This is a genomic window from Streptomyces sp. NPDC101151 (genome assembly GCF_044768335.1).
Classification (GTDB): domain Bacteria; phylum Actinomycetota; class Actinomycetes; order Streptomycetales; family Streptomycetaceae; genus Streptomyces.
Genome location: NZ_JBIWPP010000002.1, coordinates 433,407 through 447,760 on the forward strand (window position 1 = coordinate 433,407; position 14,354 = coordinate 447,760).

A 14,354-nucleotide genomic window follows, 5' to 3' on the forward strand; every position below is an offset into this window, starting at 1 on the left:
AGGGTGGGGCTCAGCGCGAGGTGTCGAAGACCTCGTCACGGGTGGTCGCGAGCGCGGACTCCAGTGCGCCGCGCAGCACGGGGTGTTCACGCACGTCGCCGACGACGAGCCGGGGGCGGGCCGCCGCCAGCTCCTCCAGCTCGGCCTGGACGAGGGCGCGCAGCACCTCGCCGCCGGCCGTCAGGGCGGAGCCGCTGAGGACGACGAGTTCGGGATCGAGGACGGAGACGAGCGAGGCGAGACCGGTGGCCAGCCGGGTCGCGTAGGTCGCCAGCAGCTCCCGGTGCGGTCCGCCCGCGTGGTCGGCGGCACGGGCCAGGAGGTGCGCGGCCGCCTCGGTGTACGAACCCGACGGCACGTCCTCGATGCCGAGTTCGCGGGCCAGCTTCGGTAGGGCCTGGGAGCCGGCCAGCTCCTGGTAGCCGCCGCTGTTGGCCTTGGTCACCTGGCGTACCAGGGGGGTGCCGGGCACGGGGAGGAAGCCGACCTCGCCGGCGCCGCCGGTCCAGCCGCGGTGCAGCCGGCCGCCGAGGACCAGGGCGGCGCCCATGCCCTCCTGGTTCCACAGCAGTACGAAGTCCGCGTGGCCGCGGGCCGCGCCCAGCCGCTGTTCGGCGATGGCGACGAGGTTGACGTCGTTCTCGTACTCGACCGGCATCGGGAGCGCCGCCGCGAGGTCGTCGAGCAGCGCGGGGGAGTGCCAGCCGGGCAGGTGGGAGGCGTAGCGCAGCCGGCCGGTGCCCGGGTCGAAGGCGCCAGGGGTGCCGATGACCAGCCGGTGTACGTCGTCCCGGGCCAGCCCGGCGGCCTTCACGGCGCCGTCGAGGGCGTCGGTGACCTGCTGGACGACCGGGTGGGCCGGACGGCGGCCAGGGGTGGGAAGTTCGTGTTCGCCCACCGTGCGGCCGGTGATGTCGGCGACGGCGGCGCGGATGCGGCTCGGGGTGACGTCGAGTCCGGCGGCGTACGCGGCCGTCGGGTTGACGGCGTACAGCTGGGCGTTGGGGCCCGGCCGACCCTCGCTGATGCCGGTGACCCGGACCAGGCCGGCGGCCTCCAGGCGGGCCAGCAACTGGGAGGCGGTGGGCTTGGACAGGCCGGTGAGCTTGCCGATCCGGGTGCGGGACAGCGGCCCGTGCTCCAGCAGGAGATCCAGGGCGGCGCGGTCGTTCATGGCGCGCAGGACGCGCGGGGTGCCCGGCGTACCGGCGGTTCCTGCCATGGGTTTCGACACCTGCCTTTCCAGCTGTCCAGCTTCCCAGCGACCCCGGCCGGACGTCCAGCCTTGATCACTGGACGGCGGGAGATCACTGTTAGGAAACTTTCCTATTGGGGTGGGAGGAACGTAAGCCCAGGACGAAGGGGGCGTCAATAGACAACGCCCCCGAGGCAACAGAGTCGTTACCTCGGGGGCGCTCGAAGACGGCGCGGTGCGGCCGGTCGGTGCTGGGGGACCTCGATGTGGTCGGCGGCGGGTACGGCCGGGCGGCCGGGGCCGGGCGTCGCCGTGCGTCAGCCGTCGATGAAGGGGGCCGTGTCCAGGGTGGGGTAGGGGGCCGGCAGCGGGAGGGTTTCGCCGAGACCGACCTTGGTGTCGGTGTCGTAGTACGCCTCGGTCGGGTCGTCGCCGGGGAGGACCGGATCCGTGTAGCAGTGTGCCGTCTTGGAGTGGCGGTCGATGAGGACGTAGACGGGGATACCGGCGGCGGCGTAGGTGCGGAACTTGGGGCCGGTGTCGGTCTCGTGGTTGGTGGAGGTGACTTCGCCGACCAGTGCGAGCATGGCGATGGGGTACCAGCCCCTGTGGGTTTTGCGGTACGACTCGTCGAGCTCGGTCGGATTACGGCGGCAGACGTAGAAGTCCGGGACGACCAGAGCCATCGTCCGACCATCTGGGTGGGGCACTCGGAAGCCGTCGTTCACGCCGGCCGTGTCGAGTCCGGCCAGGTGGAACTGGACGATGATCTTCACTGCACCTGCGTTGTGCTGATGCTCCGGTTGAGGTGGCAAATAGCCCGTCCCCTCGATGTACTCCGCTCGAATCGGCATCGGTGACGCTGCCTTCTCGAACGCGTTCAACAAGTCGATGGGGTCCACCTGCGGCATGACCGGCTCCATGATCGGTTCGGCGCTCATCGCTTCTCCTTGTCACGCTGCTGCCAGGCTAAGCCCGCGCTGGGCGCCCCGGCAGAACGATGGGGCACCCGGCGCGCACTCGGCGCCGGGTGCCCCATCGTTCACTCGAACGAGCGTGCTGAACCGTTCCGCTGTTGTGCGCCCTACTTCGGCGCCGACCGCTGCTGCGGAGTGATCGGCGAAGCCGCCGTCGACTGCGGCGACTCCGCGTTGGAGTACACCGAGGGCGCCGCCACCACCGAGGTCGGGTCCGGGGTGCCCTCGACGTCCTCCACGGCCGTCGCCCCGCCCACGATGCGGATGCTCGCCGCGTCGAACGCCCGCTTGATGCGCCAGCGCAGCTCGCGCTCCACGGTGACCGACTTGCCGGGCATGGTCTTGGCCGAGACCCGGACCACCATGGAGTCGATCAGCACGCTGTCCAGGCCGAGCACCTCGATCGGCCCCCACAGCAGTTCGTTCCAGGGCTCTTCCTTGCTCATCTGCTCGGCGACGTCGTCCAGCGTGGCCTTCACCCGGTCCAGGTCCTCGCTCGCCCGCACGGTCACGTCGACCCCGGCCGTCGCCCAGCCCTGGGAGAGGTTGCCGATCCGCTTGACCTCGCCGTTGCGGACGTACCAGATCTCGCCGTTGTCACCGCGCAGCTTGGTCACGCGCAGCCCGACCTCGATCACCTCGCCGGAGGCCACTCCCGCGTCGATCGAGTCGCCGACGCCGTACTGGTCCTCCAGGATCATGAACACGCCGGAGAGGAAGTCCGTGACCAGGTTCCGGGCGCCGAAGCCGATCGCCACACCGGCCACACCTGCCGAGGCCAGCAGCGGCGCCAGGTTGATCTTGAAGGTGGACAGCACCATCAGCGCGGCCGTGCCGAGGATCACGAAGCTCGCCACCGAGCGCAGCACCGAGCCGATCGCCTGCGAGCGCTGCCGGCGCCGCTCGGCGTTGACCAGCAGCCCGCCCAGCGCGGTGCCGTCCACCGACTCCACGGTCCGGTTCATCCGGTCTATCAGCTTGGTGATCGCCCGCCGCACCGCCGCTCTGAGCGCGAACGCCACGACCAGGATCAGCAGGATCTGCAGGCCCATCGCGAGCCAGGTCGACCAGTTCTGCTCGACCCAGCTCGCCGCGTTCGTCGCGCTCTCCTGGGCGTCCTGCAGGGACGGCACGGCAGGGGCCGTCGACCCCGAGGGAGACGGGGTCGGCGTCGCACCGGCGGCCGGTAGGGCGACGGGCAAGGACACGGCTGGTACCTCCATGGTGCTGCGCGGTCCGCTCCGGTGGGGCGGTCAAGGTCACGAAAAGGTCACCGGGCGGACAGAACCAACACACTAACGGGGCATTGTGTGTGCTCCGCGCCGATCCGCACAGGAGAGACCGTTCTCACCCGGGCTTGAACAGGCCATGATCCTGGGGATGAATCGGGTGTGGTCGAAAACACTCCCAGCCCGTTACCGGGACATGGTGGCGCTTCCACCAGGCATGAGGGGAGACTGGCTGCAGATCGTCCCGGCGCGAGCCACGCGCCGCCGACGCCCAAGGAGGCCCCCGTGCCGCATGTCCTGGTCCTCAACGCGTCGTACGAGCCGCTCGGCGTCGTACCGCTTCGCCGCGCGCTCGTCCTCGTCCTGGAGAACAAGGCGGTCTCCCTCGAGGAATCCGGCGCCTATATGCACAGCGCAACCGTCACAGTCCCCGCACCCAGCGTGGTCCGGCTCAAGCGATTCGTCCGGGTTCCCTATCGGGGGCCCGTTCCTCTTACCCGCAGGGCGCTGTTCGCCCGCGACGGGGGCCGGTGCATGTACTGCGGTGGCGTCGCAACCAGCGTCGACCACGTCGTCCCGCGCAGCCGCGGAGGCAAGCACGTCTGGGACAACGTGGTGGCCTCCTGTCGCCGCTGCAACCACGTGAAGGCCGACAAACACCTCGTCGAGATCGGCTGGCGGCTGCGCCACAAACCAGCCCCGCCCACCGGTCTGGCCTGGCGCATCATCGGGACCGGACATAGGGACCCGCGCTGGCTGCCCTACTTGCAGCCGTTCGGCGCGGACGACGCCATGGCCCGGATCGACGGCATTTCAGCCTGACGATCCGGGCCTTCGTACACCCCGTGGCCGAACGGCCCCGTTCAGCCACGGGGCCCTTCGGCCCGCGATCCCCGTACGACATACAGGGCGCCGCCCACCACGAACGCGGCCAGCGCCGCCGACCAGGCGCCCGGTTGGACGCCCGGCTGCATCGGCCACGCCCACACCGTGACCGCACGCCCGCGCGCCCCAGACGAGGCCAGATACACCGCGGTGACATAGCCGAACGCCGGAAGCCAGCTCAGCCGCGCGCCGAGCAGGACGGCCGCGGACGCCGTGACGCCCGTACAGCCGAGCGTGTTGCGGATCATGGCAGGCGGGCCGAAGGTCCCCGAGTGCCCGAGCACCGCCAGCGGCAGAAGCGCCGCCGCCAGCGCGGTCAGCGCGGTCAGCTGCACCAGCCGCCGCGGCCACCAGGGCCGTACGGCAGTCCGGTCCAGCTCCTCCGACGCCGTGTACAGGCTCGTGCCGATCACGGCAGCCGCCAGCAGCGGGGCCAGGGCGACGATCGGTACCCGGCGGTCGGGGTCCAGATAGCTGTCCAGCCGGTCGGCGGCCCAGACGGCGAATGCGGTGGTGCCGGCGAGGGCGGCGAGCGTGGCCGGCAGCGCGCGGGAGCGGGCGTACAGGAGGAGTCCGGTCACAGGGACGGCACCTCCTCGGGGTCACAGTCGCCCCGGGTCGCGAAGTAGGCCGACAGCCACTCGCGGCGCTCGTCGTCGCCCATGGCGGCCAGGTGAGCCCGCGCCGAGCGGCGGTCCCTCAGTTCGGCGCGCTGTGCCGCGGTGCCGTGCGCGTCCGCGTCGTCGAAGTCCTTCTCCGCGGGACTGGGCGCCAGATAGTGCTCCACGGCGTCGTCGACCCTGCTCATCCGTGGGTTCGGGCCGTTGCACTCCATGTGCCCCGCCAGCGCGACCACGGCCTCCCACGCGTACTGCTCCCGATCCGTCAGCCGTCCCCGTACGACGGACCAGCCGAGCGGTGTCAGCATCGGCAGCCGGGCCTTGTCGGCGTGCGGGTCGCCGTCCCGGTCCTCCCAGCGGACCGGAAGGTTGCGTACGCCCTTCAGCCTGCCCGTGATCCCCGACAGCGCGTCCCGGACCTGCGGGAGCATGCCCGGGTACCGGGCGCTGACACAGACTGCCGGGGTGGTGGAGGTGTCGCAGACCTGGCGTCGCGCGAGTGGGTCGGGATGCCACAGGGCGTTCCCGCTCTGCACGAGCAGCGTGCCGGCCGCCAGGGCGGCTGCCAGCGGCAGCAGGGCCGTGACCCTGCGCCGGGCGGCGTACGCCAGTGCCGCGGCGAGTGCCGGCCCGCCCGTCCACACCGCCATCGCCCATGGCTGCCACCACACCGGCAGCTCGCTGTCCAGGACCGGGAAGGCGGGGTTGAGGTGGACGCCGTAGCCCGTGCGGGCGGTGGCCACGATCCCGAGCCCGACGTACCCGGCCATCGCGAGCAGCGGGGCCGCCAGCCGTGAGGGTGCGACCCGCCCCACCACATGCCCGGCCAGCGCGGCCGCCGCCAGGGCCACCGCGTCCCCCGGCAGCAGGGCGAGGCGCGGCCCGTCGCCCCGGGAGTACGGCCAGGTGGCGAGCATGGCCAGGCCTGCCGCGACCAGGTAGCCGGCGGCCGCCCAGAGCGCCACCGGCAGAGCGGACGCCAGCAACCGCACGAGCGGCGCCCGGACGACCGTCCCCCACAGCTCGTCGGTGCGGCGCCGTCGCTCCCGCCCGCCCTGCCAGCAGCCCGCGGCGGCCGCCAGCGGCAGGGCGATCAGCAGCGCGTTGTGGGTCCTGGAGGCGGTTTCGGCCCAGCCGCCCTGCCAGCGGGCGGAGGAGCCGGCCAGCATGACGCCGACCGTCAGCAGGACGGCGGCACCGGCGAACGGGGCGAAGCCGCGGACGGCCTCGGCGCGCAGGGGGTGCGGGGTTCGGGCGGCTGCCTTCGGTTCGGCTACGAGGGTCATCGGACCGCCTCCCGCGTGCCCGCCGTGCGGTGGGCCCGCAGCGCGGCCGTGTAGCCACGCTCGATCGGGTGGTCGCCAGGGCCGTCGGAGGCCTCGCCGAGCAGGGTGAGCGCCCTGGGCGTGCCCCGGTAGGCGACCCGGCCTCCGTCCAGCAGGGTGACCTCCGTGCACGCGGCGGCCACGTCCTCCACGAGGTGGGTGGAGACCACCACCGTGGCCGAGACGCCCAGCTCCCGCAGCAACTCACGGAACTCCATGCGCTGTTCGGGGTCGAGACCGGCGGTCGGCTCGTCCAGCAGCAGCACGCTCGGGTCGTTGACGACAGCCTGGGCGATGCCGACACGCCGGATCATGCCCCCGGACAGTCTCTTGATCTTCGCGTCGATACGGTCCGCGAGCCCGACCCGGGCCACGGCCCGCTCCACGGCGGCCGGGACGCGGTCGGCGGGCAGCCCCTTCAGCCAGGCGACGTACGCCACGAACTCCCGGACCGTGAAGCCGGGGTAGTAGCCGAACTCCTGCGGCAGATAACCCAGTCGACGCCGGATCTCGGCCCGCCCGCGATGGTCGCCGCTGTCCTGCCCGAGGATCTCCACCCCTCCGCCGGACGGCTGGGCCACGGTGGCCAGCACCCGGATCAGCGAGGTCTTCCCGGCCCCGTTCGGCCCGAGCAGCCCGTGCACACCGGTGCCGAGATCCAGGTCCACGGAGTCGAGGGCGAGCGTCTTGCGGTGCCGGACCTGCAGGCCCGTTACGTGTATGGAACTCAAGGTGTCTCCAGGGAGAAGCGCCGGCAGGGGCCGCAGGGCGGTCGCGGTCACCGGCGGTTCGGGTGTTCGCGGGCGGTGCGGCGCATGGCCGCCGGCCGGTGGTTCGGGTGTTCGGCTGTTCGTGGGCGACGCGGTCAGCGGCCGGGCCGCACCGCGGTCGCCGTGCTCACCTGCGGATCAGCCGGTCGTAGGCCGGGCGGCGGGCGGTCAGCAGTGCGGCGCTCAGGGCGGCCGCTGCCGCCCATGCGCCCTGGGCTCCGGCGCCGTCCAGACAGCGGGAGAGCTGGTCGGCCAGGCGTGCGGTGGCCTCGCCGGCCGTGGCGGCGGGTACCGGGGCGAGTACGGCGCACAGCCAGCCGCCCGCCGTGATCCCGGCCGCTGTCCGGTGGCCGATGAAGGAGGCCAGGGTCAGCGTGGCCAGGGTCAGGGCCAGTCCGGGCAGCAGCCAGGCCGCGGCCGCCGGGGCGCCGGAGGCGGGCAGCAGCAGGCCGGTGAGGGTCAGCAGCGGCAGGCTCACCGCGAGGACCGCGGCCGTCCGGGTCAGCGCCAGCCGCAGCCCCCCGGCCGGGGTGGCCGCCGCGACCTCGTACAGCGGGTCGGCGTGCGGCCCGTAGGACAGGACGACCCCCATGACGGGCATGACGGGAGCGATCGCCAGCAGCAGCGCCCGTGCACCGGGCACGCCGCCCCCGTACCCCAGGGCCATCGCCCCCACGGCCACGAGCAGTACCGCGGGCAGCCATGCCCCGCGGACGGCGGGCCCGGCGGCCCACAGGAGGCGGGCGAGACGGGGCAGCACGCGTGCAGGGACCGGTGCCTTCGCGAGCGCCTCCCGTGCGGGCGCCGCGCCCAGTACCGCCTCCCGCACCTCCGCCAGGACCAGACCCGTCTCCATGTCGCGCACCGCCGCGGACACCCGCGTCGCGCACCCCGCGCAGCCCTCCAGATGCGTCTCCAGGGACCACGCGTCCGGCTCCGGCAGGGAGCCGTCGGCATAGCGGACGACGAGGTCGTCGGAGGCGTGCCAGACACGCGCCTTGCCGTGGGTCATGCCGTGCCTCCCAGCGGGGACGTGTTCAACTGCGCGAGGGCGGACCGCAGTTCGGCGCGGGCCCGCCGGGCGCGGGACTTGACCGTGCCCTCGGGTATGCCGAGCAGCCGGGCCGCCTCACGGGTGCTCAGCCCGTCGACGACGGTCGCGCGCAGCACCTCGCGCAACTCGGGGGAGATCCGGTCGAGGGCGGTACCGACATCGCCGTACTCCAGAGCGGCCAGCACCCTGTCCTCCGCGGAGGCTGCGGGCTCGCACCGCCCGTGCGGCAGGGGCTCCGGCGGCAGTGCCGCCACCCGCGCGGCCCGCTCCTGCGCCCGCCGGGCGTCCACCAGCCGCCGCGCCGCGATGGTCCACAGCCAGCCGCCGGCCTCCTGCCCGCGGTGCCCGGCTGCCGACCGCCACACCGTGACGAAGGTGTCCTGCAGCACCTCCCGGACGACCTCCGGATCGGCACAGCGCCGCGTCAGCCGCGCGTGCAGCCAGCCCGCGTGCCGGTCGTACAGGTCGGTCATCGCCGCAGGATCCCCCGCCGCGACGGCCCGCAGCAGTACTGCGTCCCCCGCGCCGTCCTTCTCCCGCTGGCCCCTCATGGGGCGGAACAGTCTCACACCCCGTCTATCGATCAGCAGGGCGGCACCGGATCACGACGGGCGCTCACCTGCGCTCCGCCGGTCCTGGAGAGTGCCTTGGCCGTCACGGGGTAGGCCTGCCGTAACCGCAGCAAGCCGCAGCATTCGACCCAGTGACGAGGAGGCCCCCGTGGCCGCACCGGCTCATCTTCCGATCCCGGCCCAGTGGAAACCCGTGGCGGAGCCCGCCGCCGATTCCCACGAGACGCAGGTGTGCGTCTTCAGCGCGGAGAGCGCGTGCGCGGAGGCGCCGCTGACCAGCGAGCCGCCGCTGCCCGATGCCGAGCCCCTGACCAGCGAGCCGCCGCTCGCCGACGCCGCCCCGCTGACCAGCGAGTCCGACCCGGTCCCGGACTCCTTCGTCGCGGGGCTGTAGATGGCCGCGGCGCACGAGGACGAGGAGCTGTCCCGGCTCGCCGGTCTGCACGGGGTCGCCACCTCCTACAGCCCCGCCCCGGACCGCACGGTCGCCGTCTCCGCCTCCGCCGTTGTCGCCGCCCTGGCCGCCCTCGACGTCGACGCGGGCACCCCGGACGCCGTCCGCACCGCGCTCGCCGCGCGGGAGCGCGAGCTGCGCGAACGGCTGCTGCCGCCGACCGTGGTCCGGTGGGCCGGTACCGAGGAGCCGCCCGCCGCCCTCGCCGCGCTGCCACCCGGCACCCGCCTGTGCGTCGAGACCGAACAAGGGGAGCAGCGCAACGGAATCGAGGGGCTGCCCGCCGGTGTGCACCGGGTCGGCGCCACCGCCCCCGACGGCCGCACCGGGCACGCGCATCTCGTCGTCGCCCCGGACCGGCTGCCCGCCCCCGCCACCCGCACGTACGGCCTGCTCGTGCAGCTCTACTCGCTGCTCTCCCGGCGTTCCTGGGGCATGGGCGACCTCGGCGACCTCGCCCAGCTGGCAGAGTGGGCCGGCCGCACCGCCGGGGCCGGGTTCGTGCAGGTCAACCCGCTGCATTCGGCCGTACCCGGTGCCCCGACCGACCCGTCCCCGTACCGGCCGTCCTCGCGCCGCTTCCCCGACCCCGTGCACCTGCGGATCGAGCAGATCCCCGAGTTCGCACACATCGAGGACCCCCGGGACCGCGCCCGGATCCGCGCGCTGCTGGAGCGCGCCGAGCGGCTGCGCGCCGACGTCCTCGACAAGGGCGCCCTCATCGACCGGGACGCGGTGTGGGAGCTGAAGCGCGAGGCCCTGGAGCTGGTCCTCCGGGTCCCGCTCGAGCCGCAGCGACGGGCCGCGTACGACGCCTTCCGCGCCGAGGAGGGGCAGGCGCTCCAGGACCACGCCACCTGGTACGCCCTCGCCGAGACCCACGGCTCCGACTGGCCCGGCTGGCCGGAAGGGCTGCGCGACCCGCGCTCCGCCGAGACCGCCCGCGCCCGCGCCGAGCTGGCCTGCCGCGTCGACTTCCACTCCCGTCTCGCCTGGCTCACCGACGGCCAGCTCCGCGCCGCCCAGCACGCGGCCCGGGAGGCCGGCATGCCCGTCGGGATCGTGCACGACCTCGCCGTCGGCGTGCATCCCGGCGGCGCGGACGCCTGGGCCCAGCAGGACCACTTCGCCGCCGGCATGTCGGTCGGCGCCCCGCCCGACGCCTTCAACGCCCGCGGCCAGGACTGGGGTCTGCCGCCCTGGCGACCCGACCGCCTGGCCGCCTCCGGCCACGCCCCCTACCGCCATCTCCTGCGCGCCCTCTTCCGCCATGCCGGCGCCCTGCGCATCGACCACGTGATGGGCCTGTTCCGGCTGTGGTGGGTGCCCCGGGGCTGCCCGCCCACCGAGGGCACCTACGTCCGCTACGACGCCGACGCCATGCTCGCCCTGCTGGCCCTGGAGGCCTCCCGCGCCGGGACCGTGGTGATCGGCGAGGATCTGGGCACCGTGGAACCGGGTGTGCGCGAGACGTTGCAGCGGCACGGGGTGCTCGGCACCTCCGTGCTGTGGTTCGAACGGGACTGGGAGGGCGACGGCCGCCCGCTGCCGCCCGAGCGCTGGCGGGCCGACTGCCTGGCCACCGCCACCACCCACGACCTGCCGCCCACCGCGGCCCGGCTCGCCGGCGAACACGTCGACCTGCGCGACCGCCTCGGCCTGCTGACCCGCTCGGCCGCCGAGGAGCACGCGGAGGCGATCGCGGACACCGCGGAGTGGCTCGCCCTGCTGGGCAGCCTCGGTCTGCTCGACAGCCCGGCCGCCGGACCACCCGGATCCGACGAGGAGGCGGAGATCCAGGGCGTGTACCGCTTTCTGCTGCGCACCCCGGCCCGCCTGCTCGGGGTCTGGCTCCCGGACGGCGTCGGCGACCGCCGCCCGCAGAACCTGCCGGGTACGTGGGACCAGTACCCGAACTGGCGGCTGCCGATCGCCGACGCGGAGGGCAGGCCGGTCACCCTGGAGGAGCTGACCGGCTCGCCACGGCTGAGGGCGCTGCTGGCGGTCCTGCGTGAGCGCCTCGGCCCGCGCGGTGACTGAGTACGGCACCCCGGGCGCGCGCCCCTTCCGACCGTTCGCTAACTTGGGGAACGTGGACAAGAAGAACGCCCTGCGCGCCGGCGCCCTGGCTGCCGGTACGACGCTGATGATGCTGCTCATGTCGTCCCCCGCGCTCGCGCTGGCCCGCGACGACGGCGACGACCCCGGCCAGGGCCTCAGTGTCGTCCAGACGCTGGGTCTGTTCGTGCTGCTGCCGCTGGCCCTGTTCGTGGTCATCGCGGGCCTGGTGATGGTCCTGGACAAGTCCAAGATCCGCGTGATCAAGCCCGGCCAGGCGAAGGCCCGGGCGAAGGCCTGAGCGCAACCTGACCTCTGCCGAGGGCGCCGTCCCACCGCACCTGTGCGGTGGGCCGGCGCCCTCGGTGTTTTCCGGGCCGGGGCCCCTCGGTGTTGTCCGGGCGCGGCCCTCAGGCGTTTTCCGGACGGGGCTCAGGGGCTCGGCGCGGTCAGATACCGCTGCACGGTCGGCCCCAGCCACGCCACCAGCTCCTCGCGGGGCAGCGCCACCGCCGGCGGCAGCCGCAGCACATAGCGGGTGAGCGCGAGCCCCAGCAGCTGCGCCGCGCACAGCGCTGCCCGCGTCGGCACCTGCTCGGGGTCGGGACACACCTGCCGGGTCACCGGCAGCAACTGGTCCCGGAAGATGTCCTGCATGCGCGCGGCCCCGGCCTGGTTGGTCGCGCCGACCCGGAGCACGGCCGTCAGCTCCTCGTTCTCCTCCCACAGGTCGAGGAAGTGGGTCACCAGCGCCCGGCCGACCTCCTCCCGCGGCACCTGCCCCAGGTCGGGCAGCCGCAGATCGAGCGCGACGGCCGCCGCGAACAGACCCTCCTTGCTGCCGAAATACCGCATCACCATCGACGGGTCGATGCGCGCGTCCTTGGCGATGGCGCGGATGGTGGCCCGCTCGTAGCCGTCGGCGGCGAAGCGCTCGCGGGCGGCGGCGAGGATCGCGGTGCGGGTGGCGTCGGAGCGGCGCGCCTGGGCCGTGGTGGCGCCGTCGCTCGTGATGCTGCTCTTGCTGTCAGTGCTGCCGGTCATGCCAACGAGCGTAGGCCAACATGTGTGGGTCAACAACTGTTGACATCGAATGGGGGGCCGCTGTACGTTTGCCAACAAGCGTTGACCAACAGATGTTGACCAACAAGTGTTGGCACCCAGGAGGCCACTCATGAACGGCACCACTGGAACCACCGGTACCGCAGGCATCACCGGCACCAACGGCGCCACGCCCCGCGTCCTCGTCGTCGGCTCCGGCCCCACCGGCCTCCTCCTCGCCGGCGATCTCGCCACCGCCGGCATCCCGGTCACCGTCCTCGAAAAGCGCCCCCACGGGATCAGCAACCTCTCCCGCGCCTTCGTCCTGCACGCCCGCACCCTCGAACAGCTCGACGCCCGGGGCCTCGCCGAGGGGCTGGAGGCGGCCGGTCAGCCCCTGGACCGGCTGCGCCTCTTCGGGCGGCTCACCCTCGACCTCGGCACCCTCCCCTCCCGCTTCAACCACCTGCTGGTCCTTCCGCAGTACGAGGTGGAGAAGGCGCTGGAGCGGCGGGCGGTCGAGGCGGGCGTCGACTTCCGGCACGAGACCGAGCTGACCGGACTCACCCAGGACGCGGACGGCGTGACGGTGGAAACCCGCGGTCCCGGAGGCCGGACGGAGAGCCTGCGGGCCGCGTACGTCGTAGGCACCGACGGCATGCGCAGCGCCGTGCGGGACGCGATCGGGCTGCCGTTCCCGGGCAGGTCGGTGATCCGTTCCGTCGTCCTGGCCGACGTCCTGCTCGCCGAGAAGCCCCCGACCCTGCTCACCGTGAACGCCGTCGGCGACGCCTTCGCCTTCCTCGCCCCGTTCGGCGACGGCTACTACCGGGTGATCGGCTGGCACCGCGGCCGCAACGTGCCGGACAGCGAGCCGCTGGACCTGGCCGAGGTCAAGGAGATCACCCGGCTCGCGCTCGGCCGCGACTTCGGGATGCACGACGCCCGCTGGATGTCCCGCTTCCACAGCGACGAGCGTCAGGCGCCCGCCTACCGGGTCGGCCGGGTCTTCCTCGCCGGGGACGCCGCGCACGTGCACACCCCGGCCGGCGGTCAGGGCATGAACACCGGGCTGCAGGACGCGGCCAACCTGAGCTGGAAGCTCGCCGCGGTCGTCGCCGGTCACGCGGACCCGGAGCTGCTCGACAGCTACCAGGCCGAGCGGCACCCGGTCGGCAGGGCGGTGCTGCGCAGCAGCGGCGGCATGGTGCGCCTCGCCATGGCCAAGCGCCCCTGGACACTGGTGGCCCGCGCCGCCCTCACCACCTTCCTCGACACGGTGGGCCCGGCCCGCCGCAAGGTCACGGGCCAGGTCACCGGCATCGGCTACCGCTACCCCGCGCCCCGCGGCGCCCACCGGCTGACCGGCACCCGGGTCCCGGACGTGGCCCTGGCGGGCGGAGGCCGCCTCTACGAGGCCCTGCGCGGCGGCCGGTTCGTACTGATCACCCCGGAGCCGTACGACGGCGGGCGCGCGGACCGGCTGACCGTGGCGCGCTGGGCGAGCGACCGTCGCACGACCGTGCTGGTGCGCCCCGACGGCCATGTGGCCTGGGCGGCGGACTCCACGGACGCGGCACGGACCGAGGCGGCGCTGACCGTGCACGTCGGCGGCCGCCGCCCGGCCGCCGTCGTGTCCTAGGCCTGGTGCCCCGGCTCCTGGGTCCCGGCGAGCAAATCCCGCAGCAGGCCGGCCAGTTGGCCGGCCTGTTCGTCGTCCAGGGGCGACAGGGCCGCCGTCTGGACGGCGAGGCCCGCGCCGACCGCCTGGTCGATGACGTCCAGCCCCTTGTCGGTCAGTGTCACCTGGAGGGCGCGGCGGTCGTGGGGGTCGGGGGAGCGGCGCAGCAGGCCGGCCCGTTCCAGCTTGTCGAGGCGGCCGGTCATCCCGCCGGTGGTGAGCATCAGCGTCCCCGAGAGCCGGCGCGGGGAGAGGGTGTACGGCTCGCCGGAGCGGCGCAGGGTGGCCAGCACGTCGAACTCGCCGCGTGAGATGCCGTAGGGGGCGTAGGCGCGCTCCATACGGTCGCCCATGGTGCGGGAGAGGCGGTAGATCCGCCCGAAGACCTCCATCGCCTTCGTGTCGAGGTCGGGCCGTACGGCCGCCCACTGGTCGATGATCGCGTCGACGGGATCCCCGTGTTGCTGCCGGCCTGCACTCATGCGCCGAGTAT

15 protein-coding genes are annotated in these 14,354 nt (G+C 73.7%); 5 read left to right on the forward strand and 10 right to left on the reverse strand.

Annotated features, from left to right (window positions below; translation table 11 throughout):
* Positions 1-10: 10 nt before the first annotated feature.
* The 3 genes from ACIRU3_RS05030 to ACIRU3_RS05040 form a co-directional block, all read right to left on the reverse strand.
* The gene (locus ACIRU3_RS05030; protein ID WP_404051477.1) at positions 11-1,222 is read right to left on the reverse strand and encodes an ROK family protein; all 1,212 of its coding nucleotides are present in this window, start codon (positions 1,220-1,222) and stop codon (positions 11-13) included.
* Positions 1,223-1,512: 290 nt separating this feature from the next.
* Entirely contained in the window at positions 1,513-2,136 is a 624-nt protein-coding gene (locus ACIRU3_RS05035) for a Uma2 family endonuclease (protein ID WP_404051480.1), read from the reverse strand.
* Positions 2,137-2,279: 143 nt separating this feature from the next.
* A complete protein-coding gene (locus tag ACIRU3_RS05040) occupies positions 2,280-3,380 on the reverse strand; it encodes a mechanosensitive ion channel family protein (protein WP_404051483.1) in 1,101 nt (366 codons plus the stop codon).
* A 306-nt stretch (positions 3,381-3,686) separates the two neighbouring features.
* Here ACIRU3_RS05040 and ACIRU3_RS05045 point away from each other — a divergent pair, with 306 nt between their 5' ends.
* Entirely contained in the window at positions 3,687-4,223 is a 537-nt protein-coding gene (locus ACIRU3_RS05045) for an HNH endonuclease (RefSeq protein WP_404051486.1), read from the forward strand.
* Between the two features lie 41 nt (positions 4,224-4,264).
* Here the strand turns inward: ACIRU3_RS05045 and ACIRU3_RS05050 are convergent, their stop codons facing one another.
* The 5 genes from ACIRU3_RS05050 to ACIRU3_RS05070 form a co-directional block, all read right to left on the reverse strand.
* On the reverse strand, positions 4,265-4,867 hold the full coding sequence (locus ACIRU3_RS05050; protein WP_404051488.1) for a hypothetical protein: 603 nt from the start codon (positions 4,865-4,867) through the stop codon (positions 4,265-4,267).
* Positions 4,864-6,192: a hypothetical protein gene (locus tag ACIRU3_RS05055; RefSeq protein WP_404051491.1), complete on the reverse strand. Its 1,329-nt coding sequence runs from the start codon at positions 6,190-6,192 to the stop codon at positions 4,864-4,866. The genes ACIRU3_RS05050 and ACIRU3_RS05055 overlap by 4 nt, the downstream gene beginning before the upstream one ends.
* Positions 6,189-6,962, reverse strand: coding sequence for an ABC transporter ATP-binding protein (locus ACIRU3_RS05060; RefSeq protein WP_404051493.1), 774 nt, complete (start codon positions 6,960-6,962; stop codon positions 6,189-6,191). The genes ACIRU3_RS05055 and ACIRU3_RS05060 overlap by 4 nt, the downstream gene beginning before the upstream one ends.
* 166 nt (positions 6,963-7,128) lie before the next feature.
* Positions 7,129-8,013 (reverse strand): zf-HC2 domain-containing protein, encoded by an 885-nt coding sequence (locus ACIRU3_RS05065; RefSeq protein WP_404051496.1) that lies wholly within the window; start codon positions 8,011-8,013, stop codon positions 7,129-7,131.
* Positions 8,010-8,606, reverse strand: a complete 597-nt coding sequence (locus ACIRU3_RS05070; RefSeq protein ID WP_404051498.1) for an RNA polymerase sigma factor — start codon at positions 8,604-8,606, stop codon at positions 8,010-8,012. The genes ACIRU3_RS05065 and ACIRU3_RS05070 overlap by 4 nt, the downstream gene beginning before the upstream one ends.
* A 169-nt stretch (positions 8,607-8,775) precedes the next feature.
* Here ACIRU3_RS05070 and ACIRU3_RS05075 point away from each other — a divergent pair, with 169 nt between their 5' ends.
* The 3 genes from ACIRU3_RS05075 to ACIRU3_RS05085 are packed head-to-tail and all read left to right on the forward strand — an operon-like array spanning position 8,776 to position 11,440.
* A complete protein-coding gene (locus ACIRU3_RS05075) occupies positions 8,776-9,021 on the forward strand; it encodes a hypothetical protein (protein WP_404051501.1) in 246 nt (81 codons plus the stop codon).
* Positions 9,022-11,121, forward strand: coding sequence for a 4-alpha-glucanotransferase (malQ, locus tag ACIRU3_RS05080; protein ID WP_404051502.1), 2,100 nt, complete (start codon positions 9,022-9,024; stop codon positions 11,119-11,121).
* Between the two features lie 52 nt (positions 11,122-11,173).
* Positions 11,174-11,440, forward strand: a complete 267-nt coding sequence (locus ACIRU3_RS05085; RefSeq protein WP_404051504.1) for a hypothetical protein — start codon at positions 11,174-11,176, stop codon at positions 11,438-11,440.
* Between the two features lie 131 nt (positions 11,441-11,571).
* On the opposite strand, the gene ACIRU3_RS05090 is transcribed toward ACIRU3_RS05085, so the two are convergent.
* Positions 11,572-12,183 (reverse strand): TetR family transcriptional regulator, encoded by a 612-nt coding sequence (locus tag ACIRU3_RS05090; RefSeq protein ID WP_404051506.1) that lies wholly within the window; start codon positions 12,181-12,183, stop codon positions 11,572-11,574.
* 130 nt (positions 12,184-12,313) lie between these two features.
* Between ACIRU3_RS05090 and ACIRU3_RS05095 the strand changes: the two genes are divergently transcribed.
* A complete protein-coding gene (locus tag ACIRU3_RS05095; RefSeq protein ID WP_404051508.1) occupies positions 12,314-13,822 on the forward strand; it encodes an FAD-dependent monooxygenase in 1,509 nt (502 codons plus the stop codon).
* Here ACIRU3_RS05095 and ACIRU3_RS05100 read toward each other — a convergent pair.
* Positions 13,819-14,343, reverse strand: a complete 525-nt coding sequence (locus ACIRU3_RS05100; protein WP_404051510.1) for a MarR family winged helix-turn-helix transcriptional regulator — start codon at positions 14,341-14,343, stop codon at positions 13,819-13,821. The two genes, ACIRU3_RS05095 and ACIRU3_RS05100, sit on opposite strands and share 4 nt — an antisense overlap.
* Between the last annotated feature and the right edge of the window lie 11 nt (positions 14,344-14,354).

What these genes read in the sequence shown, in the direction of transcription:
- ACIRU3_RS05090 (WP_404051506.1), bottom strand. Translation starts at nt 12,183, where the DNA reads ATGACCGGCAGCACTGACAGCAAGAGCAGCATCACGAGCGACGGCGCC.
- ACIRU3_RS05065 (WP_404051496.1), bottom strand. Translation starts at nt 8,013, where the DNA reads ATGACCCACGGCAAGGCGCGTGTCTGGCACGCCTCCGACGACCTCGTC.
- ACIRU3_RS05070 (WP_404051498.1), bottom strand. Translation starts at nt 8,606, where the DNA reads ATGAGGGGCCAGCGGGAGAAGGACGGCGCGGGGGACGCAGTACTGCTG.
- ACIRU3_RS05055 (WP_404051491.1), bottom strand. Translation starts at nt 6,192, where the DNA reads ATGACCCTCGTAGCCGAACCGAAGGCAGCCGCCCGAACCCCGCACCCC.
- ACIRU3_RS05030 (WP_404051477.1), bottom strand. Translation starts at nt 1,222, where the DNA reads ATGGCAGGAACCGCCGGTACGCCGGGCACCCCGCGCGTCCTGCGCGCC.
- ACIRU3_RS05035 (WP_404051480.1), bottom strand. Translation starts at nt 2,136, where the DNA reads ATGAGCGCCGAACCGATCATGGAGCCGGTCATGCCGCAGGTGGACCCC.
- ACIRU3_RS05095 (WP_404051508.1), top strand. Translation starts at nt 12,314, where the DNA reads ATGAACGGCACCACTGGAACCACCGGTACCGCAGGCATCACCGGCACC.
- malQ (WP_404051502.1), top strand. Translation starts at nt 9,022, where the DNA reads ATGGCCGCGGCGCACGAGGACGAGGAGCTGTCCCGGCTCGCCGGTCTG.
- ACIRU3_RS05100 (WP_404051510.1), bottom strand. Translation starts at nt 14,343, where the DNA reads ATGAGTGCAGGCCGGCAGCAACACGGGGATCCCGTCGACGCGATCATC.